Origin of the sequence: Achromobacter spanius (genome assembly GCF_002812705.1) — a bacterium.
Classification (GTDB): Bacteria; Pseudomonadota; Gammaproteobacteria; order Burkholderiales; family Burkholderiaceae_B; genus Achromobacter; species Achromobacter spanius.
Genome location: NZ_CP025030.1, coordinates 1416675 through 1442680, shown reverse-complemented (window position 1 = coordinate 1442680; position 26006 = coordinate 1416675). Strand labels below are relative to the sequence as shown.

The window sequence follows — 26006 nt, the reverse complement described above, 5'->3', positions numbered from 1 at the left end:
CCAAAAGGCGGAAAGCGGGCTGCTGCGAGACGTGCAAACGGGTCGCGGGACCAGTAGCCGGCACACCTGCGAAGGAGGCGCCGGCCGACCTGATTAACGCGAGTACAGTTCGACGACCATCGATTCGTTGATGTCGCGAGCGACGTCAGCGCGATCGGGAGCCGACTTGAACGTACCGGTCAGCTTGGTCGTGTCGACTTCCACCCATTGGGGGATGCCGATGCTGGTGGCCAGGTCGAGCGATTCCTTGATACGGCCTTGCTTCTTGGCCTTTTCGCGGATCGAGATGACGTCACCAGCCTTGACCAGCATCGAAGCGATGTCAGCCGTGTGGCCGTTCAGTTCGATGGCGCGGTGGCTCACCAGCTGGCGAGCTTCGGCGCGCGTCGAGCCGAAGCCCATGCGGTAGACGACGTTGTCCAGGCGCGATTCCAGCAGCTGGATCAGGGTTTCGCCGGTGTTGCCACGGCGACGCTCTGCTTCAGCGAAGTACTTGCGGAATTGCTTTTCCAGCACGCCGTACATGCGCTTCAGCTTTTGCTTTTCGCGCAGCTGCAGGCCGTAGTCGGAAGTGCGGGCACCCGAAGTGCGGCCGTGTTGGCCAGGCTTGGAATCCAGCTTGCACTTGGAATCCAGCGAGCGACGGGCGCTCTTCAGGAACAGGTCAGTACCCTCGCGGCGCGAGAGCTTGCATTTGGGTCCAATATAACGTGCCATGTGGATTCCCTTTAGATACGACGACGCTTCGGCGGACGGCAGCCGTTGTGCGGAACGGGCGTGATGTCGGCGATGGACGAAATCTTGATGCCCAGCGCGTTCAGAGCGCGGACAGACGATTCGCGGCCAGGACCGGGGCCCTTGATGCGCACTTCCAGCGTCTTGATGCCGTATTCCAGCGCGACGCGGCCAGCCGTTTCAGCGGCGACTTGCGCGGCAAACGGGGTCGACTTACGCGAACCCTTGAAACCAGCACCACCCGAAGTGGCCCACGACAAAGCGTTGCCCTGACGGTCGGTGATGGTGATGATGGTGTTGTTGAACGAAGCGTGAACGTGCGCGATGCCGTCCGAGACGTTCTTCTTAACCTTTTTGCGCACGCGCGAAGCGCCGCTGGTGGAAGCTTTCGCCATAATCCAGTTCCTCGATTATTTCTTCAGGGACGCAGCAGCACGACGCGGGCCCTTACGGGTGCGAGCGTTGGTGCGAGTGCGCTGGCCGCGCACGGGCAAACCGCGCTTGTGACGCATACCGCGGTAGGTTCCCAGGTCGATCAAACGCTTGATCGAGAGCTGTACTTCACGACGCAGGTCGCCTTCAACCGTGAACAAACCAACATGTTCGCGGACGCGTTCCAATTCAGCGTCGTTCAGATCCTTGACCTTTTTGTCAAAGGGTACGTTTGCCGCTTCGCAGATTTTGCGAGCGCGCGTACGACCAATGCCAAAAATGGCGGTCAGTCCGATCTCGGCGTGCTGTTGCGGCGGGATGTTAATGCCAGCAATACGGGCCATGACTATTCCTTGAATAAATCTGTTGCGTAGTCGCTAACCCGAGTTAGCCTTGACGCTGCTTGTGACGCGGGTCGGTGCAGATAACACGCACCACGCCGTGACGTTTGATAACTTTGCAGTTGCGGCAGATCCGCTTAACCGATGCCATTACTTTCATGGTTGACTCCTAATTTTCCGTAATCCGGTTCCGCTCATTTGGAGCGGAAAACTATCCTGGCTCGCGTCAGATCATAGGGCGTGAGCTCCACTGTGACCTTGTCACCCGGCAGGATCCGGATGTAATGCATACGCATCTTGCCGGAAATATGGCCCAACACCACGTGGCCGTTTTCGAGCTTGACGCGAAATGTCGCGTTCGGGAGGTTCTCAAGAACCTCGCCTTGCATCTGAATGACGTCGTCCTTGGACATTCTTTTGCTTACCGCATCGGCAAACCCGCGCCCTTGAAGTTGGCCTTCTTGAGCAACGAGTCGTACTGGTGAGACATCATGTAGGCCTGAACCTGTGCCATGAAATCCATCGTCACCACCACAATAATCAACAGAGACGTACCACCGAAGTAGAAGGGAACGTTCCAGCGCATCACCAAGAATTCAGGCAACAGGCACACCAAAGTGATGTACAAGGCACCTGCGAGCGTCAGACGCATCAGGATCTTGTCGATGTAGCGCGCCGTTTGCTCGCCCGGACGAATACCCGGAACAAACGCACCACTCTTCTTCAGGTTGTCCGCCGTTTCGCGGCTGTTGAACACCAGAGCCGTGTAGAAAAAGCAGAAGAAAATAATCGCGACGGAATACAGCGTGATGTAGAGCGGTTGACGAGGCGACAGGGCCGCAGCCAGGTCACTAAGCCAGCGCATGTTCTCACTGCTGGAGAACCAGCTCGTGATCGTGGCCGGGAACAGAATGATTGACGACGCGAAAATCGGCGGAATCACCCCTGCCATGTTCAGCTTCAGCGGCAAATGCGAGCTTTGACCACCGTAGACCTTGTTGCCGACCTGACGCTTGGCGTAGTTCACCGTGATCTTGCGCTGTCCGCGTTCCACGAACACCACAAAAGCGGTAACCAGCACCACCAGAGCCACAATGAACAGTGCCGAAAGCACGGACATCGCGTTGGTGCGGACCAGGTCCAACAGTGCAGCCAGCGCCGCGGGCAGACCCGCAACGATACCTGCGAAGATCAGGATGGAAATCCCGTTGCCAAGACCACGTTCCGTGATCTGCTCACCCAGCCACATGACGAACATGGTGCCGGTGACCAAAGTCACAATGGTCGTGAAGCGAAACAGCATACCCGGATCGATCACCAGTCCCTGTTGGGACTCCAACGCTACCGAAATGCCCACTGCTTGCACCAGCGCCAGCACGACTGTGCCGTAGCGGGTGTATTGGGTAATCTTCCGACGACCGGATTCGCCCTCTTTCTTGAGCGCTTCCAGCGACGGCACCACCACCGACATCAACTGCATGATGATGGATGCCGAAATGTACGGCATGATCCCCAGGGCAAAAATCGAGAAACGCGAGAGCGCCCCACCCGAGAACATGTTGAACAGGCCCAGGATCCCGCCCTGGTTCTGACGGAACAAGTCCGCCAGCGCATCCGGATTAATACCCGGTACGGGGATGTGTGTACCCAAACGGTAAACCACCAGAGCGAGCACCAGGAACACAAGACGGCGCTTCAAATCACCGTACCGTGCTCCGGTTTTGCCCAATGCCTGCGCGTTAGCCACTCGTCACCTCATGATCAAGCAAGCGAGCCGCCCGCGCCTTCGATGGCGGCGCGAGCGCCGGCCGTCGCGGTAATGCCCTTGAGCACGACCTTGCGCGAGAGTTCACCCGACTTGATGACCTTGGCGTAACGAACCGCCTGACCAATCACGCCAGCCGCCTTGAGCACTTGCACGTCGACTTCGTCGATGGGCAGGGCTTGCAGGTCCGACAGACGGACTTCGGCGTACAGGTGCTGACCGAGCGGGGTGAAACCACGCTTGGGCAGACGACGCTGCAGCGGCATTTGACCGCCTTCGAAGCCAACCTTATGGAAACCGCCCGAGCGCGACTTCTGACCTTTGTGGCCACGGCCGGCGGTTTTACCCAGACCCGAACCGATACCACGGCCGACGCGGCGCTTGGCGTGCTTGCTGCCCTCAGCGGGCTTCAGCGAATTAAGTTGCATATCCGACATGGTGATTCCTTAGGCTTCCGAGACGGAAACGAGATAATCCACCTTACGGATCATCCCACGCACCTCGGGCGTATCGACCAACACGCGGCTGCTGTTGATGCGGCCCAAGCCCAAACCGCGAACCGTGTCACGGTGCGATTGCTTGGTACCGATCACGGAGCGCACGAGGGTCACTTTGATCTGCTTCTGAGCCATGATTTACCCCAGGATTTCTTCGACCGACTTGCCGCGCTTGGCAGCAACATCAGCCGGGGTCAGGGAAGCGCGCAGACCATTCAACGTGGCGCGAACCATGTTGTAGGGGTTGCTCGAGCCCAGGCTCTTGGCAACCACGTTACGCACACCCATCACTTCAAAAATAGCGCGCATCGGGCCGCCGGCGATAACGCCAGTACCTTCAGCAGCCGGCGAGATCAGCACGGTAGCGGCGCCATGCTTGCCAACCACGGTGTGGTGCAGCGTGCCGTTCTTCAGAGCAACCTTGAACATGCCGCGACGGGCCTGTTCCATTGCCTTCTGGACGGACACCGGCACTTCACGCGCCTTGCCCTTACCCATGCCGACGCGACCATCGCCATCGCCAACCACGGTCAGCGCGGCAAAGCTCATGGTGCGACCACCCTTGACCACTTTGCTCACGCGGTTGACCGCGATCATCTTTTCGCGGAGGCCGTCATCGTTCTCTTTTTCCGCGGCGTTCTTGCCTTGTACTTTAGCCATTTGACAGATCCTCGCTTAGAACTTCAGGCCGGCTTCACGCGCGGCATCGGCCAGCGCTTTCACGCGGCCATGGTAACGAAAGCCCGAGCGATCGAAAGCGACCAGTTCGATACCGGCAGCCTTGGCCTTTTCGGCCACGCGCTTGCCAACCAGCGTCGCAGCGGCAGTGTTGCCGCCTTGACCGGTTTGGCCGGCCAGTTGCGCACGCACTTCGGCTTCCACCGTCGAGGCGCTGACCAGAACGCGATCGCCTTCCGGCGAAATGATGTTGGCGTAGATGTGCTGGTTCGAGCGGAAGACCGAGAGGCGGTGAACGCGCAGCTCGTTGATCTTCCGGCGGGTCGGAACCGCACGACGCAAACGGGAAACTTTTTTGTCCATGATTCGTCCTTGCGTGCGCCGTTATTTCTTCTTGGTTTCTTTGATGACGACGCGTTCGTCCGAGTAACGCACACCCTTGCCCTTGTAGGGTTCGGGTTCGCGGTACGAGCGGATTTCAGCGGCCATCTGACCGACGACTTGCTTGTTGGCGCCCTTGATGACGATTTCCGTCTGGGTGGGGCATTCGGCCTTGATACCGGCCGGCAACTGATGCAAAACGTCGTGCGAGAAACCGAGCTGCAGCTTAACGGCATCGCCTTGGATCGAGGCGCGGTAACCCACGCCAACCAGGGTCAGCTTGCGCTCGAAGCCCTTGCTCACGCCGGTAACCATATTGGCAACCAGAGCGCGCACGGTACCCGACATGGCATTGGCGTGACGGGATTCGTTGGCGGCGGCAAACGTGAGCTTGCCTTCGTCCATCGCAACCGTAACGTCGCCAGTCAGGGCTTGAGTCAGGGTGCCCAGCGGGCCCTTGACGATGATCTGATCCTGCTTGATGTCAGCTTCGACACCCTTGGGCAGTTCGACCGGATACTTAGCGATACGTGACATTCGAATTTCTCCTTAGGCCACGTAGCACAGCACTTCGCCGCCGACGCCGTTGGCGCGAGCCTTACGGTCGGTCATGACGCCGCGCGAGGTCGAAACGATAGCCACGCCCAGGCCGTTCATGACCTGAGGAATGCTGGTACGGCCCTTGTAGATACGCAGACCGGGGCGCGAAACGCGTTCAATGCGCTCGATAACCGGACGACCAGCGTAGTACTTCAGGGTGATCTCGAGCTCAGGCTTGGCCTGGGTGCCCTTGATTTCAAAGCTGTCGATGTAGCCTTCGTCTTTCAGCACAGCGGCAATAGCCGCCTTCAGCTTCGAGGAGGGCATGCTCACCGTAACTTTGTCCACTTGCTGCGCATTGCGAATGCGGGTCAGCATATCGGCGATGGGATCGCTCATGCTCATAATGTATCTCCTACCAGCTGGCCTTGGTGATGCCGGGGATTTCGCCCTTCATCGCCATTTCACGCAGTTTGTGACGCGTCAGGCCGAACTTGCGGAACACACCGCGCGGACGACCGGTGACCACGCAACGGTTACGTTGGCGCGTCGGATTGGCATTGCGCGGCAGCTGTTGCAGCTTGAGCCGAGCTTGGTAACGTTCTTCGTCGGTCTTCGACTGGTCGTCGATGATCGCCTTCAACTCAGCGCGCTTGGCAGCGAACTTGTCAGCCAGCTTGGCGCGCTTGATGTCGCGATTGATGAGGGAAAGTTTAGCCACGTCATCAGCCCCTTAGTTACGGAACGGGAAGCTGAAGGCCGTCAACAGCGCCTTGGCTTCTTCGTCGGTCTTCGCGGAGGTGGTGATGCTGATGTTCAGCCCACGCAGCGCGTCGATCTTGTCGTACTCGATTTCGGGGAAAATGATTTGCTCTTTCACCCCGATGTTGTAGTTGCCACGGCCGTCGAACGCACGACCCGAGATACCACGGAAGTCGCGCACGCGAGGCAGCGCGACCGCAACGAGGCGATCCAGGAATTCGTACATGCGTTGACCACGCAACGTGACCATGCAACCAATCGGGTAGTTTTCGCGGATCTTGAAACCAGCGATAGCCTTCTTGGTCTTCGTCACGACAGGCTTTTGGCCAGCGATCTTGGTCAGGTCCGACACCGCGTGTTCGATAACCTTCTTATCGGACACGGCTTCCGAGACACCCATGTTCAGGGTGATCTTGGTGATGCGCGGCACTTCCATGACGCTCTTGTAGCCAAACTTGGCCTGCAGGTCGCCAGCGACCTTGCTCTTGTAGAAATCTTGCAAACGAGACATGTCTATCGCCCCTTACGCCTTGGCGCCGACAACGGCACCATTGGAACGGAACACGCGGACCTTGCGACCTTCGACTTCTTGAACGCCCACGCGGTCGCCACGACCGGTTGCGGGGTTGAAGAGCGCCACATTCGAGATGTGGATCGGCATGGTCTTTTCGACAATCCCGCCCGGGTTGTTAGCCATCGGGTTGGCTTTCACGTGCTTCTTGGCAACGTTGACGCCTTCGACCAGGACGTGGTCGGCATCAACGCGGGCCAGCACGGTACCGCGACGCTTCTTGTCGCGGCCGGTCAGGACGATGACTTCGTCGCCTTTACGAATGTTGTTCATCGTAGGGCTCCTTACAGCACTTCCGGGGCCAACGACACGATCTTCATGAACTTCTCGGTACGCAACTCGCGCGTAACGGGTCCGAAGATGCGGGTGCCGATGGGCTCCAGCTTGGCGTTGAGCAATACGGCGGCATTGCCACCGAACTTAATCAGCGAACCGTCTTTACGGCGCACGCCCTTGGCGGTACGAACCACCACGGCATTGTAAATTTCGCCTTTCTTGACGCGTCCGCGCGGAGCCGCATCTTTGACGCTCACCTTGATGATGTCGCCGATACCGGCATAACGGCGCTTGGAGCCACCGAGCACCTTAATGCACATGACATGACGCGCACCAGTGTTATCGGCCACGTCCAGCGTGGTCTGCATTTGGATCATGATTTTTCCTGTTCCAACTTAACTGGAAATACTGTTTTCCCGGGGTTTTCCCCCCGAGGAACTCTGCAATTCCTGCCAGTTTTGGTCCCGTCAGGTCTGCCGCCCTGCTTTTGTGTTGTAGACCTAGAGCTTTCGCTCTACCTCTGCAACGGGTTGGCAACGCAACGACCCTGGGTTGAAATCCTGCGGGTATTCCCCCAACACGACGAGTTCAGAAGCTAGCTTTTAGTGCTAAACATCCCTTAACTCAATCGACAATCTGGGAAAGCTGATCATTCTAGCGTGGTTAAATTTTGAGCGCAAGCACTTTGTTGGAATGACGCACAAAAGACCACGCTCCCCTATAAGGGGAACGGTTTGCGAGCTATCCGCCCCTATTTCTGACGGTAGTAGCCCTTCTCCCAGGCGTCATGATTGGCCTTGCCGCGACGGATTTCATCCGTGAACGGCGCCGCTCTTAGCACCAGGCGATTCAGCCATTTTACCGGAACTCGGCAGGGGCGCTCAAAGTCGACAAACAACACGGCCCGCAGGCCCGGCGTGTCGTTGTGGACTTGATGGGGGTACAGGTCGTCGAACACCACGGCCCGACCTTCCTGCCAGTGGTACCGCTCGCCCCCGACCTCGATCCAGCAGCGTTCGGCGGGCTCCGGCACAACCAAGCCCAGGTGCAGGCGCAGCACGCCGTTGTAGGGGCCGGTATGCAGCGGGATCCGTTTGCCCGGTTCCAGGATCGAAAAGAACGCGCTTCGGATGCCGGGTATGCCTTGCAGGGCGCGCGCGGTCTCGGGACAGCGCGCCAGGTTGAGCTCGGAACGCAGACCGTAGCCCATGAATACGAACGTCTTCCATTGGTCGTCGGACGTGATCATCCCGACGTCCGGGGAGATCTCGTGAAACGCCGGCAGACGTTGGCGTTCAGCCAACAATTCCGTAAGTTCAGCGCGGATAACAGGGGAGCGAGCTTCAAGCTCGGGGATCCACGGGAACTGGCTGTTCTGGAAGATCGGCTTGTCGCCCACCAGCGATGCCCGTGCTATCCGGTGGCGCAACCAATCAATAAAGCGAAACAGCAGACGGGAATACAGACTGGGTTTGTTGCCGGAAAGCGCATCAACGGGTTGCACGATAGGAATGAGATCAGGCTGCGTAAGAGGGCCCCATTGTGTCCAAGCCCGCATGGCCTTGCAAGGCTCGGCCTGTGGATTGGCTCCAATCTCGCAATGCGGATTGGACCTCCCCGCCACACGCAAGCTGGTTTAGACTGGCGTGGGCGATACGCGATCGCACTCCACTCCCATTTCGCAAGGAACGACAGGCATGTATGAACAGTTGGCGCTGTATATCGACGGCGAATTCATCTCCGGCGAGGGTAGGCGCACCCAGGACGTCATCAACCCGGCCACGCTGGAAGTGCTTGGCCAGTTGCCTCACGCCACGGAAGCGGATCTGGACCGTGCGCTAGCCGCCGCGCAGCGCGCGTTCGAATCGTGGAAGAAGTCTTCTCCGATGGATCGCTCCGCCATCCTGCGCAAGGTTGCAACGCTGTCGCGCGAGCGCGCCAAGGAAATCGGCCGCAACATGACCTTGGACCAGGGCAAGCCGCTGGCCGAAGCCGTGGGCGAAGTTACCTCCTGCGCCGAACACGCTGACTGGCACGCCGAAGAATGCCGCCGCATCTATGGCCGCGTGGTCCCGCCCCGCAACCCGGACGTGCGCCAGTTCGTCGTGCGTGAACCCATCGGCGTGTGCGCCGCGTTCACGCCCTGGAACTTCCCGTACAACCAGGCCATCCGCAAGATCGCCGCCGCGCTCGGCGCCGGCTGCACGGTGGTACTGAAGGGCCCGGAAGATTCGCCCAGCGCCGTCATGGCGATTGCCCGCATGTTCCACGACGCCGGCCTGCCCAAGGGCTGCCTGAACATCGTCTGGGGCGAACCCGCCAAGATTTCCGACTACCTGATCCGTTCGCCGATCGTGCGCAAGGTGTCGTTCACCGGCTCCGTGCCGGTGGGCAAGCAACTGGCCGCGCTGGCCGGCGCACACATGAAGCGCGTCACCATGGAATTGGGCGGCCATTCGCCCGTGCTGGTGTTCGACGATGCCGACATCGACCGCGCCGCTGAAATGCTGGCCAAGTTCAAGGTCCGCAACGCCGGTCAGGTCTGCGTGTCGCCCACCCGCTTCTATGTGCAGGAAGGTGCCTACGAACAGTTCCTGGCACGCTTCTCCGACGTGCTGAAGAACATCAAGGTTGGCGACGGCCTGGAAGCCGGTACCGACATGGGCCCGCTGGCACACGAACGCCGCGTGCCCGCCATGAGCGCCTTCATCGACGATGCCAAGAAGCATGGCGGCAAGGTTGTGGTCGGCGGCGGCCCGCTGGACCGCAAGGGCTTCTTCTTCGCCCCCACGGTCGTGACGGAACTGCCTGACGACTCGATGCTGATGACCGAAGAGCCCTTCGGCCCCGTGGCGCCGGTGGTCCGCTTCAAGGACACCGACGAAGTGCTGCGCCGCGCCAACAGCCTGCCGTTCGGCCTGTCGTCCTACGTGTTCACGAACTCGCTGAAGACGGCCACCAAGGTCTCCAATGGCCTGGAAGCCGGCATGGTCAACATCAATCACTTCGGCAGCGCGCTGGCCGAGACGCCGTTTGGCGGCATCAAGGACAGCGGCATCGGCAGTGAAGGCGGCCTGGAAACGTTCGACGGTTATCTCGTCACGAAATTCATCACGCACATCTGATCGGTTCCGACCGTCAGCCAAAAGCCCCGCAAGGGGCTTTTTTTCGTCTAGCTGCGCGCGCGCAAGTCGCGCGGCGTGATGCCGAAGCGGCTTTTGAACAGCCGGCTGAAATGCGACGGATGGGAAAACCCAACCTGGTACGCCAGTTCCGCAATGCCGCGATGCCGGTGCCGAGGATCCAGCAACAAGTCGCGGCACTTGTCCAGGCGCTGATCAAAGATGAAGGACTCCACCGACAGCCCCCCTGCCCGCAGAATACGGTGCAGATAGGCCACCGACACGCCACAGCCCTGCGCCACCTGCTGCGGCGACAGCGCGGGGTCGGCGAGGTGCTGCCGGATATACGCCAGCACGCGCTGACGGTGCGCGAGCGTAACGCTGCTATCGGATTCAGACGCATGCCCCTGCCCCGGCTGCACCAGGAACAGCACGATCAAATCTATCAAGCGTTCGCCGAGCTCGGTCACCTCGGTGTCTGACCAGCCGCCCATGCCTTTGAACAGATGGTCCATGTAGCTGGCCAGCATCGCGCCGCGCGGCGAGCCGTCGTCGATGCGCAGCTTGTGAAACGCGCCGATGCGCGAATCCCGCTGCGACAAGGCGCTGCGCGGAAACGACACGCTCAGGCTGCGATAGCCCGATGAGCCCAGCGCCGTTGCCTGATACGGCAAGCTCTGGTTCATCAGGTACACGCAGCCTGGCTCGACCTGAAATTCACGGCCTTGCTGGCGCACGGCAAGCGGGCCTGACAGCGGCAGGCCGAACGTGTAGAACTCCTGGTCCAGACGCGAGACGTTGCCCACCGTCCGCTCCAGCTTCTGTCCCTGATAGTGCAGGTCATTGAATTGCAGGCTGGCGCGGCGAGCGTATCGCACATGCCCGGCAAAATGATCCGGCTTGCCGCGGTGCACCTCGAACGGGCCGAATGCGTCCGCCAGGGCCGCGCGCCATTGCTCACGCCCGTCGGCGCCGGCAGTGGCCGAAATGGCGAATTCCGTATCGGGCATGTCTCGGTCTCCTGAACGCGGCGGCAAGCGCAATTTGATCTTGCGTCTACAAGCTCTTGACTCACCCTGCTCTGGGGTGCGCGGCGCATTGTGGATGCGTCTGGCGCAAGTCTATAGTCAGCCCGATAAGCACACAACCTGGACAACCCGGGAGGAGACTCATGGCAAACGCGCCCGCGATGGCCGACCGCCACACGCCGGCTTCGCGCTATTTGCGCTGCGAAGGCCGCGAACTGCACTACATGGAATGGGGCGCGCCGGATGCGCCCCCCGTTGTGATGTGGCACGGCCTGGCCCGCACCGGCCGTGATTTCGACGACCTGGCGCAAGCGCTGGCGAACGACTACCGCATCATCTGCCCGGATACGATCGGCCGCGGTCTATCGCAATGGAGCCCCGATCCGGTGTCCGAATACCGGCTGGATTTTTACGCGCGCCTGGCGCTCGCGCTGGCCGATGGCCTATCGCTTGCGCGCATGCGTTGGGTCGGCACGTCAATGGGCGGCGCAACCGGCATGCACGCCGCCGCCACCACCTTGCGGGACCGCATCTCGCACCTGGTCGTCAACGACATCGGCCCCGAACTCCCCCAACCCGCTGTCGACCGCATCCTCACCTACGCGGGCAACCCGCCCGCCTTCGATACCGTCACCGAACTGGAAGCGTGGCTGCGCGTGGCCTACAAGCCTTACGGCTGGCAGAGCGACACGCAATGGCGACGCATGGCCGAGACCTCGGTCCGGCGCCTGCCCGATGGCCGCGTCACGGCGCATTACGACCCCGCCATCGTGGGCCAATTCAAGCACCATCCCGATGACTACAACCGCTGGAGCGGCTACGACACGCTGCGCATGCCCTTGCTGCTCTTGCGCGGCGCCGACTCCGACCTACTGCTGCCCGAAGTCGCTCATGCCATGACGCAACGCGGCCCACGCGCCACGCGAATCGACTTCCCCGACTGCGGCCATGCCCCCGCATTGAACGTGGCGCCACAGATCGACGCCATCCGCCAATTCCTTGCCACGCCGGATCACAAGGCGGGCGCTCGCGCCCCCCAATAACAGGAGACTTCCCATGAATCGCATTTTGCTGGCCGCGTTGGCGGCCCTGTGCATGAACTCGGCGGTGGCCGCCAAGGACTTTGTCGTGGCACATGTGTACGACAAGACCGGGCCATTGGAGGCCTACGCCAAACAGACGCAAGCCGGCCTGATGCTGGGCTTGGAATACGCCACGCAAGGCACGATGACCGTGGCCGGCCGCAAGATCCGTGTCATCGAAAAAGACAACCAGGGAAAACCGGATGTCGCCCGCGCGCAGTTGGCCTCGGCCTATGCCGACGATAACGCCGACATTGCCGTCGGCCCGACCTCGTCCGGCGTCGCGCTGGCCATGCTGCCCATCGCAGAGGAATACGAAAAGATCTTGCTGGTGGAGCCCGCCGTGGCGGACTCCATCACCGGAGCCAAGTGGAACAAGTACATCTTCCGCACCGGCCGCAATTCGTCGCAAGACGCAATCGCCAACGCCGTAGCGTTCGACCAGGCCGGCACCTCGATCGCCATGCTGGCGCAAGACTACGCCTTCGGCCGGGACGGCGTGAAAGCCTTCAAGGGCGCACTGAAGAACGCCAAGATCGTTCACGAGGAATACCTTCCCGCCAACGCCACCGACTTCACCGCGGGCTCACAGCGCCTGTTCGATGCGTTGAAGGACAAGCCGGGCCGCAAGATCATCTTCATCCTGTGGGCGGGCGCCGGCAACCCGTTCAAGATCGCCGACCTGGACCCCAAGCGCTTCGGCATCGAAATCGCTACCGGCGGCAACACGCTGGCCGCAATGACGCCGCTTAAGTCCCTGGCCGGCATGGAAGGCGCCACGTACTACTACTACGGCATCCCGAAAAATCCCATCAACGATTGGCTCGTGGCCGAACACCAGAAGCGCTACGGGCAACCGCCGGACTTCTTCACGGCGGGAGGCATGTCGGCCGGCATCGCGATCGCAGCGGCGCTGAACAAGACCGCGGGCAATTCGGACACGGACACGCTGATCAAGGCCATGGAAGGGATGAGCTTTGATACCCCCAAGGGCAAGATGACCTTCCGCCCCGAAGACCACCAGGCCATGCAGTCCATGTACCACTTCCGCATCAAGAACGATCCGTCGGTGCCGTGGGCCGTGCAGGACCTGGTCAAGGAGATTACGCCTGACCAGATGAACGTGCCCATTCAGAACAAGCGCTGAAGGCCGGTTGCCGACATGCTGGAAACCCAATCGCTCACCATCCGTTTCGGCGGGCACGTGGCCGTCAACGACGTCAGTTGCCGCTACGCGCCGGGCACGCTGACAGCCATTGTCGGCCCGAACGGCGCAGGCAAGACCACGTACTTCAACCTGATCTCCGGCCAGTTGCGGGCAAGCGCGGGTTCGGTGCGCTTGGATGGGCGCGACCTGACATCGCTATCGGCCCCCGCCCGCATGCATGCGGGACTGGGCCGCGCGTTTCAGTTGACGCAATTGTTCCCGCGTCTGTCGGTGCACGAAAACGTACGGCTGGCGCTGCAATCCCGGCAGCAAGGCTTGAGCTGGCGCCAGATCCGCTTCTGGCGCACGTGGGATGACGACCGAAATCTGCTGGCGCGCGCCGATGGGTTGCTTGAACGCACCCGCTTGTCGGCACGCCGCGACCAGGCCGCCGCCGACCTGCCGCACGGCGACCAGCGCAAACTGGAAATCGCCATGCTGATAGCGCTGGAGCCGCGGGTATTCATGTTTGACGAGCCCACGGCGGGCATGAGCGTGGACGACGTGCCCGTGGTGCTGGAGCTGATCCGAGAGCTCAAGAACGACCCATCAAAAACGATTCTGCTGGTTGAACACAAGATGGACGTCGTGCGTGAACTGGCCGACCGCATCGTCGTGCTGCATAACGGCCAACTGATGGCCGATGGCGAACCCGCAGCCGTCATCGCGTCGCCCATCGTGCAACAGGCGTACCTGGGCGTCGCCCCCACGGAGAAGCCGGCATGAGCGCGCCCCTGCTGCTTGGACTCAAGGGCGTGCACACGCACATCGGCGCCTATCACATCCTGCATGGCGTGGACCTGTCGATACCGGCCGCGGCCGTCACCATGCTGCTGGGCCGCAATGGCGCCGGCAAGACCACCACGCTGCGCACCATCATGGGACTGTGGCGCGCGTCGCAAGGCCAGGTGACGTTCGACGGCACGCCCATCGGCGGGCCGGCAACGCGCAAGTCACCGCCCGACATGGCGCGCATGGGCATGGCCTACGTGCCCGAGAACATGGGGATCTTTGCCGACCTGTCCGTGAAAGAGAACATTCTGCTGGCCGCGCGCCAGGCCAAGAATGCGGATCAGCTCGACACGGCCCGACTGGAATGGATATTCGGGTTCTTCCCCGCGCTACGTAAATTCTGGCTACACCCAGCGGGCAAGCTGTCAGGCGGACAAAAGCAGATGCTGGCAGTGGCGCGCGCCATCATCGAACCGCGCCGGCTGCTGCTGATCGACGAGCCCAGCAAGGGCCTCGCGCCCGCCATCGTCCAAAACATGATCGACGCCTTCCTCGAACTCAAGCAGGCGTCCACCACCATTTTGCTGGTCGAACAGAACTTCAACTTCGCGCGGCTGGTCGGCGACCATGTGGCCGTCATGGATAACGGCCGCGTCGTCCATGCGGGCGACATGCAGGCGCTGGCGCAAGACGACGCACTACAGACGCGGCTGCTGGGCCTGTCGCTGGGAAGCCATCAATGAGCACGCTGGATATCGATACACCCTTGCCGCGCGTACGTGCGGATCTGCGCCCCGTTCTGCTGGTGCTGGCGCTGGCCGCGCTGGCGCTGCCCTTGGTGGGTTCGTTCTCAACCTGGATCACGCTGACGCTGGCGGGCCTGGCAATGGGCATGATCATCTTCATTGTTGCGTCAGGCATGACGCTGGTGTTCGGGCTGATGGACGTCCTGAACTTCGGCCACGGCCTGTTCATCGCCATTGGCGCCTACATGGCGGCGACCGTGCTGGGCGCGATGTCCGACTGGACCCAGACAGGCAGCCTGTGGATGAACCTGGCCGCCGTACTGCCGGCCATGATCGTGGGCATGCTGGTGGCGGGCGCCGTCGGCCTGGCCTTTGAACGGGTGATCGTGCGTCCCGTGTATGGGCAGCATTTGAAGCAGATCCTGATCACGATGGGCGGCATGATCATCGGCGAAGAGATCATCAAGATGATCTGGGGGCCGCAAACCCTGTCACTGCCGCTACCCGAGGCGCTGCGTGGCGCATTCCTGCTGGGCGATGCGGCCATCGAGAAATTCCGTATCGTTGCCTTGGCCGTCGGCGTGCTGGTGTTGGGTGGCATGCTGTGGCTGCTGAACCGAACCAAGTTGGGGTTGCTGATCCGCGCGGGCGTCGAAGACCGCGAAATGGTCGAAAGCCTGGGCTACCGCATCCGCCATCTGTTCGTGGGCGTGTTCGTCGCGGGGTCGATGCTGGCGGGGCTGGGCGGCGTGCTGTGGGGCATGTACCAGCAGTCGATCGTGCCGCAACTGGGTGCGCAGGTGAACGTGCTGATCTTCATCGTCATCATGATCGGAGGCCTGGGTTCCACGGTCGGCTGCCTGATTGGCGCGTTGCTGGTCGGCTTGATGGCCAACTACACCGGCTTTCTGCTTCCCAAGGCGGCCCTGTTCTCAAACATCGCGCTGATGGTCGCCATTTTGTTGTGGCGGCCGCAAGGCGTGTATCCGGTCACGAACCGCTAGGAGCCCAGACATGTCATTTCGCCTGCTCTCCGGCGACCCGCCTCGCAGCCCGCTGCTGGCGCTTGCGCTGATTGCAATCGTCGCCTTGCTCGCTACTGCGCCCTTTCTCTTTCCCGGTCCCAAATCGCTGGCGGTGGCGGCCAAGATCCTGGTGTTCGTGATTCTGGTCGCCAGCTATGACCTGCTGCTGGGCTACACCGGCATCGTGAGTTTTGCGCACACCATGTTCTTCGGCATCGGCGCCTATGGCGTGGCAATCGCCAGCATCCGGATGGAACCGGGGTGGACGGCGGTGTTCGCAGGGGTGGGCGCGGGCCTCGCGGTATCGCTGGCGTTTGCATTGCTGATCGGCCTGGCCAGCCTGCGGGTGCGTGCCATTTTCTACGCGATGATCACGCTGGCGGTCGCAGCCGCGTTCCAGACATTGGTGTCGCAATTGTCGGACCTGACAGGCGGCGAAGACGGCCTGAACTTCAAGGTGCCGCAACTGCTGCGGCCGGCGTTCCGGCCCTTTTCCGAACCGGTGTTTGGCGTCACGATCGACGGCCGCATCATCACTTACTACCTGATTGCCGCGGTCTGCGTGGTGTTGTTCCTGATGCTGCTGCGCATCGTCAATTCGCCGTTCGGCCGCGTGCTCCAGGCCATTCGCGAAAACCCCTTCCGCGCCGAGGCCATCGGCTACCGCACCGTGCTGTACCGCAGCCTGTCGAACCTGCTTGCCGCCGCGTTCGCCACGCTGGCCGGTGCGCTGTACGCGCTCTGGCTGCGCTACAACGGCCCGGACACCACGCTGTCGTTCGAAATCATGCTGAACATCCTGCTGATGCTCGTGATTGGCGGCATGGGCACGATGTATGGTGCGGTGGTGGGCGCCAGCCTGTTCGTGTTCGCACAAAGCTATCTGCAAGACGGCCTGCAAGTCATCCACGACGCGGTGACGGGCGTCGCGCCATTGGCGTTGCTGTTCGAGCCTGACCGCTGGCTGCTATGGCTGGGGATTCTGTTCGTGGTGTCGGTGTATTACTTTCCGACGGGAATCGCGGGGCGATTGAGGGAGTTCGCGCGGCGGTCCTGATGCTGGAAATTGCATGGGCGGCCCTGCCGCCCATGCCGCGCGCGAGGCTCCTCGTCTTACTTCACCTTGCTGCGGACGCGATCCAGGTCGCGGCTCAGCTGATCAATCTGGCGCTGCATCGCGCTGAACTGCCGCTCGTTCGCGCTGTTGTTGTTGCCGCTGCTACTGCGGCTGCTGTCGCTTTGCTTGCGCTCCAGTGCGGCAATCTTTTTATCCTGATCGTCCACCTTGCGTTGCAGCGCGCGGTTCTGGTTCTTCAGGTCATCCAAGGTCCGCGTTTGATCCCGGACCTGATCCATCGTCCTCTGCAACTCCCGGACTTCCATACCGGCGCGCGCACGGCTATCACTGCCAACGACCAGCACGCTGTCGTGGATGGGCCGAGAGATCTCCACATCCTTGAAAACAATGCTCTGAGCGCTAGCGGCTGTCGAGTACCCAACACCCGCCAACATCACGAATCCTGCAACGCCAAGCTTGCCCGCGGACTTGATCATGGTTGCCACTCCTGTGGTCAGAATTGTCAGCGCAAAGCGTGCGCTGGCAGGATTTATATCAGGAGCCACGGGGGGGTGTAACAACGCAGGCGCCGATAGTGGCTACGCTGCGTTTCAAAGGCGGCAAAGATTGGGCCGCAAACGCGGCGACGGCTACTTTCCGCTCTGGCGTAGCGTATCCGCCTCGCGCCGCAGCCCGTCGACGCGCCGCTGCATCTCGTCGATCTTGCCTCGATCAAGCTGCGAGCCACCTGGCGTGGGCCGCAAGGGCCGCATCGTCGAACCCGTATTCAGCGGCATCATGGCCGGCGGAACCGCAGCGGCGCTGGCCGGCTGCTGGGTGAACAGGCGTTCCAGCAAAAGCAGTTGATCGCGCTGATTCTGCAGGGTCTGGTCCTGCGACGCCAACGCTTGCTCGTCCTCATCGTCAGACCCGAAGATGGCGGCGTGGTCACGGGACCCGGGAGGCAGCTTCACGCGGGGATCGGGCCCGGCGTTCAAGACGTTCTTACCAGCGCGGGCGTCATCGGGTGGCGGCGCCGGAGCGGTGCCGGCGCTCGGGTTCACGGCTTGCGCGGCCGCCGCGCCAGCCAGGCACAAGGCGGCGCCAAACACGGTGGCCCGTACAGTACTGCGCATGATGTTCCTGACCCGCATCGGCATCGATCTCAAAAACGAAAAAAAACGGCAAGGGGTTTAGCCCTTGCCGTTTTATATCAGAACGGCGAACCGTTCCGATGACTGCTTTACTTAGATGATACGTGCGGCTTCAACCAGACGCACCACACGCCACGACTTCGAGCGCGAGATGGGACGGCCTTCAGCGATTTCAACCGTATCGCCTTCGTTGTATTGGTTCGATTCATCGTGCGCCTTGTACTTCGCGGAACGCATGATGATCTTGCCGAAGATGGGGTGCTTGACGCGGCGCTCAACGAGCACGACGACAGTCTTGTCCATCTTGTTGCTGACGACCTTGCCAACCAGCGTACGCTGGCGCTTGGCCACTTGGGTGTTTTGAGTTTCGCTCATGTTTATTTCCCTGCCTTCTCGGTCAGCAAGGTACGAACGCGCGCAATGTCGCGACGCACGTTGCGCAGCTGGCTGGTGTTGGCCAGTTGCTGCGTGGCCTTCTGCATACGCAGACCGAATTGTGCCTTCAGCAGGCTTTCGAGCTCTTTGCCGAGCTCGGCGGCGTCTTTCGAACGGAGTTCGCTAGCTTTCATGTTAGTACTCCTTAAGCACCGATATGACGCGCGACGAACGTGGTCGAAATCGGCAGCTTGGCAGCGGCCAGGCGGAAAGCTTCACGCGCGATCTCTTCGCTCACACCTTCCATTTCGTAGAGCACTTTGCCGGGCTGAATTTCAGCGACCCAGTACTCAGGATTACCCTTACCGTTACCCATGCGGACTTCGGCGGGCTTTTGCGAGATGGGCTTATCCGGGAAAATGCGAATCCAGATACGGCCGCCACGCTTGATGTGACGATTGATAGCACGACGAGCGGCTTCGATCTGGCGAGCGGTCAGACGGCCACGGCCGGTGGCCTTCAGACCGAATTCGCCAAACGACACGTGGGTACCACGAGTCGCCAGACCGGTGTTGCGGCCCTTCTGCTCTTTGCGATACTTTCTGCGAGAGGGTTGCAGCATGGTTATTCTCCTTCAGGCGCCGGAGCAGCGTCCGCCTTGCGGGGACCACCACGACCACGACCACCCGGACGACCGGTGCGAGCACCGTCCGGACGATCACCACGCGGAGCGCGGCGCGGACGACGTTCTTCTTCGCGCGGGGCAGCGGTTTCCGGCGGCAATTCGCCGTTAGCCAGCATGTCGCCCTTGTAGACCCAGACCTTGATGCCGATCACGCCATACGTGGTGTGGGCTTCGGAGGTGCCGTAGTCAATGTTGGCCTTGAGGGTGTGCAGCGGCACACGGCCTTCGCGATACCACTCGGTGCGAGCAATTTCGATACCGTTCAAACGGCCCGAGCTCATGATCTTGATGCCTTGGGCACCCAGACGCATCGCGTTTTGCATCGCGCGCTTCATTGCGCGACGGAACATGATGCGCTTCTCGAGCTGTTGCGAAATCGAGTCGGCGATCAGTTGAGCATCGGTTTCCGGCTTGCGGATTTCCTCGATGTTGACGTGCACAGGCACGCCCATCAGACGCTGCAGATCAGCCTTCAGGTTTTCGATGTCCTCGCCGCGCTTGCCGATCACCACGCCCGGACGAGCCGAGTAGACGGTGATGCGGGCATTCTTGGCCGGACGCTCGATGATCACGCGACCAACGGAGGCGCTCTTGAGCTTCTTTTTCAGGTACTCGCGAACGCGAATGTCTTCGGCAAGCATCGTGCCGAAGGCCTTGTCGTCGGCGAACCAACGCGAGGACCAATTACGGGTGACCGCGAGACGGAACCCAGTGGGGTGAATTTTCTGACCCATCGTGACTCCTTAAGCTCCGACCTTGACCGTGATATGGCAGGTCTGCTTCTCGATACGGTTGCCGCGGCCCTTGGCGCGAGCGGAGAAGCGCTTCATCGACTGAGCCTTGTCCACAAAAATCGTGGTGACTTTCAGTTCGTCGATATCGGCGCCGTCGTTGTGCTCGGCGTTGGCGATGGCGGACTCGACAGCCTTCTTCAGGATGACGGCAGCCTTCTTCGGCGAGAAGGTGAGGATTTCCAGGGCACGACCGACCTTCTGACCACGGATCAAGTCCGCAACCAGACGGGTCTTCTGTGCCGAGATGTGCACCCCACGGATAATGGCAGTAGTTTCCATCGCTTACCTCTTCGCCTTCTTGTCCGCAGCGTGGCCCTTGAACGTACGGGTCAGCGCGAACTCGCCCAGCTTGTGACCGACCATGTTCTCGTTGATGTACACGGGGACATGTTGCTTGCCGTTGTGGACCGCGATCGTCAGGCCGATGAACTCGGGCAGGATCGTGGAACGACGCGACCAGGTCTTGATCGGCTTCTTGTCTTTGCCCGCGACGGCCGTGTCCACCTTTTTGATCAGGTGAGCATCGACAAACGGGCCTTTCTTGATCGAACGTGACATAGTGTTCGCCTCTTACTTGCGCTTGCGCCGTTGGACGATCATATTGTTCGTCCGCTTGTTGCGACGGGTCTTGAAACCCTTCGCCGGGGTGCCCCACGGGCTGACCGGCTCGCGTGCTTCACCGGTACGGCCTTCGCCGCCACCGTGCGGGTGATCCACCGGGTTCATGGCAACGCCACGAACCGTCGGGCGGATACCACGCCAACGCATTGCACCGGCCTTGCCGATTTGGCGCAGGCTGTGTTCTTCGTTACCGACTTCACCAATGGTGGCGCGGCATTCGATGTGCACACGGCGAACTTCACCCGAGCGCAGACGAACCTGAGCGTAGATGCCTTCGCGAGCCAGCAGGACGGCGGAAGCGCCGGCCGAACGGACCATTTGAGCACCCTTGCCAGGCAGCATTTCGACGCAGTGAATCGTCGTACCCACCGGGATGTTGCGGATCGGCAGCGTGTTACCAGCGCGGATCGGAGCATCGGTGCCCGACAGCAAGGTAGCACCCACTTCCAGACCACGCGGAGCGATGATGTAACGACGTTCGCCGTCGGCGTAGCACAGCAGTGCAATGTGCGCCGTACGGTTGGGGTCATATTCCAGACGCTCGACCTTTGCCGGGATACCGTCCTTGTCGCGACGGAAGTCGACGACACGGTAGTGTTGCTTATGACCACCACCACGGTGACGGATCGTGATGTGACCGTTGTTGTTACGGCCAGAACCACGGGTCTTCTTTTCCAGCAGCGGCGCGTAGGGCTCACCCTTGTGCAGGTTCGGGCTAACAACCTTCACCATGCCACGGCGGCCAGCCGAAGTCGGCTTAACTTTTACGAGGGCCATTTACTTCACCTCCGCAAAGTCGATTTCCTGGCCGTCCTTGAGCGACACGTAAGCCTTGCGCTCATTACGGCGACGGCCAACGAATCGGCCAAAGCGCTTGACTTTGCCCTTACGGTTGAGGACCTGCACGGACTCGACCTGCACCTTGAAGAGCAGTTCGACGGCAGCCTTGATTTCCGGCTTGGTAGCGTCAGCCACGACACGGAAAGCGACTTGCTGATTTTTCTCAGCGACGAACGTGGCCTTTTCGGTCACGATCGGAGCCAGAATGACTTGCATCAAGCGTTCAGCGTTCATCCCAGCATCTCCTCGAGTTGAGCGATGGCCGGCTTGGTGATCAGCACTTTCTTGTAGTGGACCAGCGACAACGGATCGGCATAACGGGGCTCGACAACAGCAACGTGCGGCAGGTTGCGGGTGGCGAGGTAAACATTCTCATCAACGCTGTCGGTGATGATCAGGACCGAGTCCAGGCCCAGGCTCTTCAGCTTTGCAGCAGCAGCCTTGGTCTTGGGCGATTCCAGATCAAACGATTCGACAACGGCGATACGGTCTTCGCGAGCCAGTTGCGACAAGATCGAACGGATCCCGGCGCGGTACATCTTCTTGTTGACCTTCTGGCTGAAGTTCTCTTCGGGCGAGTTCGGGAAAATCCGACCACCGCCACGCCACAGCGGCGACGAAGTCATACCAGCGCGTGCGCGGCCGGTACCCTTCTGGCGCCAGGGCTTCTTGGTCGAGTGCTTAACTTCGGCACGATCCTTCTGAGCGCGGTTGCCGGCACGGGCATTGGCTTGGAAAGCCACCACGATCTGATGAATCAGTGCTTCGTTGAAGTCACGGCCGAAGATCGTATCGGGCGCGCTGAACGTAGCAGCGGCCTGACCTTGGTCGTTCAGGAGCTTGAGATCCATTTACTTACGCTCCCTTCTTGGCCGGGGCCTTGATGGCCGGGCGCACGACGATGTCGGCGCCAGCGTGGCCGGGGACAGCGCCCTTGACCAGCAGCAGGCCACGCTCAACGTCAACGCGAACGACGTCGAGGTTTTGAACGGTGCGGGTGACATCACCCAGGTGACCAGCCATCTTCTTACCCGGGAACACGCGACCCGGATCTTGAGCTTGGCCAATCGAGCCGGGAACGCGGTGCGAACGGGAGTTACCGTGCGACGCGCGTTGCGAACCGAAGTGGTGACGCTTGATGGTACCGGCGAAGCCTTTACCAATGGTCGTGCCCGTCACGTCGACCTGTTGGCCGGCTTCGAACACGGATTCCACGGCGATCACGGCACCGGCTGCAAATTCAGCAGCGCGAGCGGGATCAAGGCGGAATTCTTTGAGGATGCTACCGGCTTCAGTGCCGGCTTTGGCGTAGTGGCCCGTTTGCGGCTGAGCCACACGCGAGGCACGACGAGTGCCATAAGCCACTTGGATCGCGGCGTAGCCGTCGGTTTCCAGCGACTTAACTTGGGTCACGCGGTTGTTAGACACGTCCAGCACGGTTACCGGGATGGATTCACCTTCCTCGGTAAAAATGCGGGTCATGCCGACCTTGCGACCCACCAGCCCCAGCCGGTGAGCGGCGGGCGTGGGTGTCGAATTCGACATCGTTTTCTCCATTCCCGACTGCGATTGGTCGGGGCTAATCAGGCAAAAGGTAACGGCCTTTGCCCTACGACTATGTTCAACCTGGTTGGTATTGCCTTTAGCGACTTCTTCGCCTTGCAGCAAAGGAGCAATTCAAGCTAATCCGCCCATAGTTAGACTCGCCACAAAATGGCAAGCTTGGCATATTAGCATGATTTTTTCAGGCGGCACAAGCACTTAGCCCGCTTTGGACGTGGGGAAGTAGACTGTTTTGCCACACTTCGAACAGGCTGAATCGGTGACCGAATGGATTCCCGATTGGGTTGCCCAACGGGCGGCCCCACGAACAGGGCGCCCTTGGGATAGTGAGTGACCGCTTACCTGGCGACGACGCCCGCCTCAGGGTCTCGATTCAAGCCGTTTTCCTGGCCCTGCCGGACTCGTGCCAGGGGATCAGCACCTTGCGAAGCGAACCCACCGCGAAGTACAGCACAAAGCCGATCATGGCCAGCAGCACCACCACGGCGAATAGCGTGTCGACCTCCATGTCCTGCAACTTGACGGTGGCCAGGTAGCCCAGCCCGCGCGAGCCGGCCACGAACTCCGACACCACCGCGCCGATGATGGACAACACGATCGCCATTTCCATGCCCGTCAATATATAGGGCAGCGACGCCGGTATCACCAGCAGGCGGAAACGTTTGCGGCCGGTCGCGTTGCCCACCTGAAAGACCTCGACCAGGCCGGTGTCGACCGATTTCGCTCCCAGGTAGCTATTGGCAAACACGGGAAAGAACGCCATCAGCGCCGAGATCACGATCTTGGATTCGATGCCAAAGCCGAACCAGAGGATAAAAAGCGGAATCAGCGCAACCTTGGGCGTCAGTTGCAAGGCGACGACGAACGGCTTGAAGATCGTGTCCAGCAGTTCGACCCTGCCCAGCACCTGGCCGATCAACGTACCCGTCACCACCGCGATCACGAACCCGCCCAGGCATTCGGCCAGTGTCGTATAGATGTGGAAATAGGTATCGGGCCGCTGCATCAACTGCACCAGCGCGGCCAGCACGTCCTCGGGCGGCGGCAGCACCAGCGGTGACACATCAAAAAGCGTCACATAGCTTTTCCACAGAACAAAGAACACCACCACGGAACAGAGTTGAATGGCGAAGCGTTTCATTCAGATCTCCAGGTGCTTGCGCAGTTCGGCGCACAGCCGCGCATAGTCGGGGTGTTCGCGCTGCTCGGTGCGTGGACGCGGCAGATCCACGCGGATCTCCGCTGCCACGCGGCCCGGACGGGCAGACATGACGATGACGCGGTCGGCCAGATGCACGGCCTCGCTGATCGAGTGAGTAATGAGGAACGCCGCAAAGCCCTCGCGCATCCAGATGCGTTCCGCGTCCGCAATGATCTGCTCGCGGGTCAGAGCATCCAGCGCACCGAAGGGTTCATCCAGCAGCAGCAACTCGGGGTTTGAGAACAACGCCCGTGCGAACGACGCGCGCTGGCGCATGCCGCCCGATAGCTCCGACGGATTGCGCTTTTCGAATCCGCCAAGGCCCACCATGGCGCACAGCTGACGAGCGCGTTCCAAATCGGCGCGCGTCGCCCCCGTAGTCATCAGCTTGGGCAGCGCCACGTTCTGCTCGATGTTCAGCCATGGCAGAAGACGATGCTCTTGAAAAGCGACGCCAAAGCGAACAGGGTCGGAAGCGCCCCGCCCCGGCCAGGCGATCTGGCCTTCGCTGGGCGACTCCAGACCGCACAGCAGCCGCAGCAGGGTGGACTTGCCGCAGCCTGACGGCCCGATGATGGCCACGAACTCGCCAGGCGCGATATGTTGGTTCACTCCCTGCAAGGCGGTGGTCACGCCCGAGTCGGTCTTGAATTTCTTGGTGACGTCGATAAAGCGGACGATCGCCGTGCCGGCGTCCACCGCTGGCGCTATGGATAGGGCGTCAGGCAACAGCGCTCTCCCAGATGTCGTTGGTATAGAGCTTGCGATCGGTCGCGCGCATCAGGCCAGCGTCCAACAGCAGCTTGCTGCCTTCCTGCCATTGCTTGGGATCGTTGCGCACCGCCTGCTCCGAGCCATGGCTCAGCCACAGTTCGCGGTTGCCGCGCAGGTCTTGCAGCGCGATATCGGTCTTGTCGATACCAGGGATATCGAACGCGTCGCCCATCAGCGCGATGGCTTGCAGCAAGGCTGTGTCATCCATCGTGGCCAGCTCCCTCACGGCTTGCACCACGCCACGGGTGAAGGCGACATAGGCGTCACGGTTTGCCGCCAGTTCGCTTTCGCGCGCCACATAGACCTGGCCGGGCACGCCATCATCGGCGTGCATGACCGAGATCGCCAGCTTTTGCGCCCGCAAACGCGACACCGTGCTGGTATTGCCGAAGAAGGCATGCAGGCGGCCTGCCTCGATCAGCGCGAACGATGCGGGGCCATCGGCGACCCGTTCGCGACGCACCGACTTCGGGTCGACGCCGGCGTGCGCCAGCATCAGGTTCAAAGTCGCTTCCATCGAGCCCCCAAACGAAGCCAGCCCGACGATCTTGCCAGCCAGTTCGCGCGCGTCCGCGATCGGTGCACGCTCGGCGGACACCACGACGAACGGCGAAATCTGGGCGATGGTGCCGAAAGCGACGACGTCGGAATTGCCTTGCGCTCGTGCGGATATATAGTTGGCGGCGCCCGTGCGGCCGGCGTTGACCTGGCCCGCAGCGGCCAATTGCACGACTTGCGCCGCGCCGCGGCCGACTTCCACGCGCAGGTCCAGGCTTTGCGCCTTGAACTTGCCGGACGCCGATGCATACAGCACGGGCGCAAATGCCAAGGACAACGTGAACGGCGTCAAGAACGTGAACTTGCCGCCCGGTGCGGCTTGCACCGCACCCGCCGCTGGCAGCATCAGGGCGCCCGCCATGCCAGCGGCCGCCCCCAGGAAAGATCTGCGATTCATCAAGGGGTCTCCAAACGGGGACTTCATACAGGGGCTAAATTCGGGGGGCTCAATACGGCAGATGCTG

Annotated in this window: 40 protein-coding genes; 7 read left to right on the top strand and 33 right to left on the bottom strand. The window is 61.2% G+C overall.

The annotated features are described in order from the left end of the window. Positions 1–93: 93 nt before the first annotated feature. From rpsD to CVS48_RS06485, 17 genes are all read right to left on the bottom strand, one after another. On the bottom strand, positions 94–717 hold the full coding sequence (gene rpsD, locus CVS48_RS06565) for a 30S ribosomal protein S4 (RefSeq protein ID WP_006389633.1): 624 nt from the start codon (positions 715–717) through the stop codon (positions 94–96). Positions 718–728: 11 nt separating this feature from the next. Next, a complete protein-coding gene (gene rpsK, locus CVS48_RS06560) occupies positions 729–1130 on the bottom strand; it encodes a 30S ribosomal protein S11 (protein WP_006216516.1) in 402 nt (133 codons plus the stop codon). Positions 1131–1145: 15 nt separating this feature from the next. After that, positions 1146–1511: a 30S ribosomal protein S13 gene (gene rpsM / locus CVS48_RS06555; protein ID WP_006216517.1), complete on the bottom strand. Its 366-nt coding sequence runs from the start codon at positions 1509–1511 to the stop codon at positions 1146–1148. A gap of 43 nt (positions 1512–1554) precedes the next feature. Continuing rightward, positions 1555–1668: a 50S ribosomal protein L36 gene (rpmJ, locus tag CVS48_RS06550; protein ID WP_003806928.1), complete on the bottom strand. Its 114-nt coding sequence runs from the start codon at positions 1666–1668 to the stop codon at positions 1555–1557. A gap of 34 nt (positions 1669–1702) precedes the next feature. Further along, complete coding sequence (gene infA, locus CVS48_RS06545; protein WP_003806927.1) at positions 1703–1921, bottom strand: translation initiation factor IF-1; 219 nt, start codon at positions 1919–1921, stop codon at positions 1703–1705. 8 nt (positions 1922–1929) lie between these two features. Further along, complete coding sequence (gene secY, locus CVS48_RS06540; RefSeq protein WP_054420844.1) at positions 1930–3255, bottom strand: preprotein translocase subunit SecY; 1326 nt, start codon at positions 3253–3255, stop codon at positions 1930–1932. Positions 3256–3269: 14 nt separating this feature from the next. After that, positions 3270–3710 (bottom strand): 50S ribosomal protein L15, encoded by a 441-nt coding sequence (rplO, locus tag CVS48_RS06535; protein WP_013397002.1) that lies wholly within the window; start codon positions 3708–3710, stop codon positions 3270–3272. A gap of 9 nt (positions 3711–3719) precedes the next feature. Beyond that, entirely contained in the window at positions 3720–3905 is a 186-nt protein-coding gene (gene rpmD, locus CVS48_RS06530; protein ID WP_006216520.1) for a 50S ribosomal protein L30, read from the bottom strand. A gap of 3 nt (positions 3906–3908) precedes the next feature. After that, the gene (rpsE, locus tag CVS48_RS06525; protein ID WP_006216521.1) at positions 3909–4430 is read right to left on the bottom strand and encodes a 30S ribosomal protein S5; all 522 of its coding nucleotides are present in this window, start codon (positions 4428–4430) and stop codon (positions 3909–3911) included. A gap of 15 nt (positions 4431–4445) precedes the next feature. Further along, a complete protein-coding gene (rplR, locus tag CVS48_RS06520; protein WP_006227039.1) occupies positions 4446–4811 on the bottom strand; it encodes a 50S ribosomal protein L18 in 366 nt (121 codons plus the stop codon). A 21-nt stretch (positions 4812–4832) separates the two neighbouring features. Further along, positions 4833–5366, bottom strand: a complete 534-nt coding sequence (gene rplF, locus CVS48_RS06515) for a 50S ribosomal protein L6 (protein ID WP_046807445.1) — start codon at positions 5364–5366, stop codon at positions 4833–4835. A gap of 12 nt (positions 5367–5378) precedes the next feature. After that, on the bottom strand, positions 5379–5774 hold the full coding sequence (rpsH, locus tag CVS48_RS06510; protein ID WP_006216525.1) for a 30S ribosomal protein S8: 396 nt from the start codon (positions 5772–5774) through the stop codon (positions 5379–5381). A 10-nt stretch (positions 5775–5784) separates the two neighbouring features. After that, on the bottom strand, positions 5785–6090 hold the full coding sequence (rpsN, locus tag CVS48_RS06505) for a 30S ribosomal protein S14 (RefSeq protein ID WP_006216527.1): 306 nt from the start codon (positions 6088–6090) through the stop codon (positions 5785–5787). Positions 6091–6102: 12 nt separating this feature from the next. Then, positions 6103–6642, bottom strand: a complete 540-nt coding sequence (rplE, locus tag CVS48_RS06500) for a 50S ribosomal protein L5 (RefSeq protein WP_006216529.1) — start codon at positions 6640–6642, stop codon at positions 6103–6105. A 12-nt stretch (positions 6643–6654) separates the two neighbouring features. After that, on the bottom strand, positions 6655–6975 hold the full coding sequence (rplX, locus tag CVS48_RS06495) for a 50S ribosomal protein L24 (protein WP_056571030.1): 321 nt from the start codon (positions 6973–6975) through the stop codon (positions 6655–6657). An 11-nt stretch (positions 6976–6986) separates the two neighbouring features. Beyond that, complete coding sequence (gene rplN, locus CVS48_RS06490; RefSeq protein WP_046807446.1) at positions 6987–7355, bottom strand: 50S ribosomal protein L14; 369 nt, start codon at positions 7353–7355, stop codon at positions 6987–6989. Between the two features lie 374 nt (positions 7356–7729). Continuing rightward, positions 7730–8482, bottom strand: a complete 753-nt coding sequence (locus CVS48_RS06485) for an aspartyl/asparaginyl beta-hydroxylase domain-containing protein (protein ID WP_100853741.1) — start codon at positions 8480–8482, stop codon at positions 7730–7732. A gap of 193 nt (positions 8483–8675) precedes the next feature. On the opposite strand from CVS48_RS06485, the gene CVS48_RS06480 reads away from it, so the two are divergent. Further along, positions 8676–10103 carry an NAD-dependent succinate-semialdehyde dehydrogenase gene (locus CVS48_RS06480; protein ID WP_046807447.1) on the top strand — a complete coding sequence of 476 codons (1428 nt, stop codon included), beginning with the start codon at positions 8676–8678 and terminating at the stop codon, positions 10101–10103. A gap of 47 nt (positions 10104–10150) precedes the next feature. On the opposite strand, the gene CVS48_RS06475 is transcribed toward CVS48_RS06480, so the two are convergent. Next, entirely contained in the window at positions 10151–11110 is a 960-nt protein-coding gene (locus tag CVS48_RS06475) for an AraC-like ligand-binding domain-containing protein (RefSeq protein ID WP_100853740.1), read from the bottom strand. 179 nt (positions 11111–11289) lie between these two features. Here CVS48_RS06475 and CVS48_RS06470 point away from each other — a divergent pair, with 179 nt between their 5' ends. Genes CVS48_RS06470 through CVS48_RS06445 form a run of 6 tightly spaced genes read left to right on the top strand, consistent with a single transcriptional unit; the run spans position 11290 to position 16977 of the window. Further along, a complete protein-coding gene (locus CVS48_RS06470; RefSeq protein WP_100857535.1) occupies positions 11290–12171 on the top strand; it encodes an alpha/beta fold hydrolase in 882 nt (293 codons plus the stop codon). A 13-nt stretch (positions 12172–12184) separates the two neighbouring features. Continuing rightward, positions 12185–13357 (top strand): substrate-binding domain-containing protein, encoded by a 1173-nt coding sequence (locus CVS48_RS06465; protein WP_100853739.1) that lies wholly within the window; start codon positions 12185–12187, stop codon positions 13355–13357. Between the two features lie 15 nt (positions 13358–13372). Further along, on the top strand, positions 13373–14143 hold the full coding sequence (locus CVS48_RS06460) for an ABC transporter ATP-binding protein (protein ID WP_100853738.1): 771 nt from the start codon (positions 13373–13375) through the stop codon (positions 14141–14143). Beyond that, the gene (locus CVS48_RS06455) at positions 14140–14892 is read left to right on the top strand and encodes an ABC transporter ATP-binding protein (RefSeq protein ID WP_100853737.1); all 753 of its coding nucleotides are present in this window, start codon (positions 14140–14142) and stop codon (positions 14890–14892) included. Before CVS48_RS06460 ends, CVS48_RS06455 begins: the two co-directional genes overlap by 4 nt. Then, entirely contained in the window at positions 14889–15899 is a 1011-nt protein-coding gene (locus tag CVS48_RS06450; protein ID WP_100853736.1) for a branched-chain amino acid ABC transporter permease, read from the top strand. Before CVS48_RS06455 ends, CVS48_RS06450 begins: the two co-directional genes overlap by 4 nt. Before the next feature lie 10 nt (positions 15900–15909). After that, a complete protein-coding gene (locus CVS48_RS06445; RefSeq protein ID WP_100853735.1) occupies positions 15910–16977 on the top strand; it encodes a branched-chain amino acid ABC transporter permease in 1068 nt (355 codons plus the stop codon). Positions 16978–17033: 56 nt separating this feature from the next. Here CVS48_RS06445 and CVS48_RS06440 read toward each other — a convergent pair whose 3' ends face one another. The 15 genes from CVS48_RS06440 to CVS48_RS06370 all read right to left on the bottom strand — a co-directional run bounded on the left by CVS48_RS06440 (position 17034) and on the right by CVS48_RS06370 (position 25939). Then, a complete protein-coding gene (locus tag CVS48_RS06440; RefSeq protein WP_100853734.1) occupies positions 17034–17474 on the bottom strand; it encodes a hypothetical protein in 441 nt (146 codons plus the stop codon). A gap of 153 nt (positions 17475–17627) precedes the next feature. Continuing rightward, entirely contained in the window at positions 17628–18113 is a 486-nt protein-coding gene (locus CVS48_RS06435) for a hypothetical protein (RefSeq protein WP_242001351.1), read from the bottom strand. A gap of 111 nt (positions 18114–18224) precedes the next feature. Continuing rightward, positions 18225–18506: a 30S ribosomal protein S17 gene (rpsQ, locus tag CVS48_RS06430; RefSeq protein ID WP_006216549.1), complete on the bottom strand. Its 282-nt coding sequence runs from the start codon at positions 18504–18506 to the stop codon at positions 18225–18227. A gap of 2 nt (positions 18507–18508) precedes the next feature. Continuing rightward, positions 18509–18700, bottom strand: a complete 192-nt coding sequence (gene rpmC / locus CVS48_RS06425; protein WP_003806912.1) for a 50S ribosomal protein L29 — start codon at positions 18698–18700, stop codon at positions 18509–18511. Positions 18701–18711: 11 nt separating this feature from the next. Further along, on the bottom strand, positions 18712–19128 hold the full coding sequence (gene rplP, locus CVS48_RS06420; RefSeq protein ID WP_006216552.1) for a 50S ribosomal protein L16: 417 nt from the start codon (positions 19126–19128) through the stop codon (positions 18712–18714). 2 nt (positions 19129–19130) lie between these two features. Continuing rightward, a complete protein-coding gene (gene rpsC / locus CVS48_RS06415) occupies positions 19131–19925 on the bottom strand; it encodes a 30S ribosomal protein S3 (protein ID WP_100853732.1) in 795 nt (264 codons plus the stop codon). 9 nt (positions 19926–19934) lie between these two features. Beyond that, positions 19935–20264, bottom strand: a complete 330-nt coding sequence (rplV, locus tag CVS48_RS06410; protein WP_006227021.1) for a 50S ribosomal protein L22 — start codon at positions 20262–20264, stop codon at positions 19935–19937. A gap of 3 nt (positions 20265–20267) precedes the next feature. Beyond that, a complete protein-coding gene (gene rpsS / locus CVS48_RS06405) occupies positions 20268–20543 on the bottom strand; it encodes a 30S ribosomal protein S19 (RefSeq protein ID WP_006216555.1) in 276 nt (91 codons plus the stop codon). 12 nt (positions 20544–20555) lie between these two features. Beyond that, positions 20556–21383, bottom strand: a complete 828-nt coding sequence (gene rplB, locus CVS48_RS06400; protein ID WP_006216556.1) for a 50S ribosomal protein L2 — start codon at positions 21381–21383, stop codon at positions 20556–20558. Next, a complete protein-coding gene (rplW, locus tag CVS48_RS06395; protein ID WP_006216557.1) occupies positions 21384–21680 on the bottom strand; it encodes a 50S ribosomal protein L23 in 297 nt (98 codons plus the stop codon). Next, positions 21677–22297 (bottom strand): 50S ribosomal protein L4, encoded by a 621-nt coding sequence (gene rplD / locus CVS48_RS06390; protein WP_006216558.1) that lies wholly within the window; start codon positions 22295–22297, stop codon positions 21677–21679. Before rplD ends, rplW begins: the two co-directional genes overlap by 4 nt. A gap of 4 nt (positions 22298–22301) precedes the next feature. After that, the gene (gene rplC / locus CVS48_RS06385) at positions 22302–22991 is read right to left on the bottom strand and encodes a 50S ribosomal protein L3 (protein ID WP_050448287.1); all 690 of its coding nucleotides are present in this window, start codon (positions 22989–22991) and stop codon (positions 22302–22304) included. Positions 22992–23382: 391 nt separating this feature from the next. Then, the gene (locus CVS48_RS06380; protein ID WP_100853730.1) at positions 23383–24150 is read right to left on the bottom strand and encodes an ABC transporter permease; all 768 of its coding nucleotides are present in this window, start codon (positions 24148–24150) and stop codon (positions 23383–23385) included. Beyond that, positions 24151–24939 carry an ABC transporter ATP-binding protein gene (locus CVS48_RS06375; protein ID WP_242001352.1) on the bottom strand — a complete coding sequence of 263 codons (789 nt, stop codon included), beginning with the start codon at positions 24937–24939 and terminating at the stop codon, positions 24151–24153. Continuing rightward, positions 24932–25939: an ABC transporter substrate-binding protein gene (locus CVS48_RS06370; RefSeq protein WP_157814454.1), complete on the bottom strand. Its 1008-nt coding sequence runs from the start codon at positions 25937–25939 to the stop codon at positions 24932–24934. Before CVS48_RS06370 ends, CVS48_RS06375 begins: the two co-directional genes overlap by 8 nt. Positions 25940–26006 lie beyond the last annotated feature (67 nt).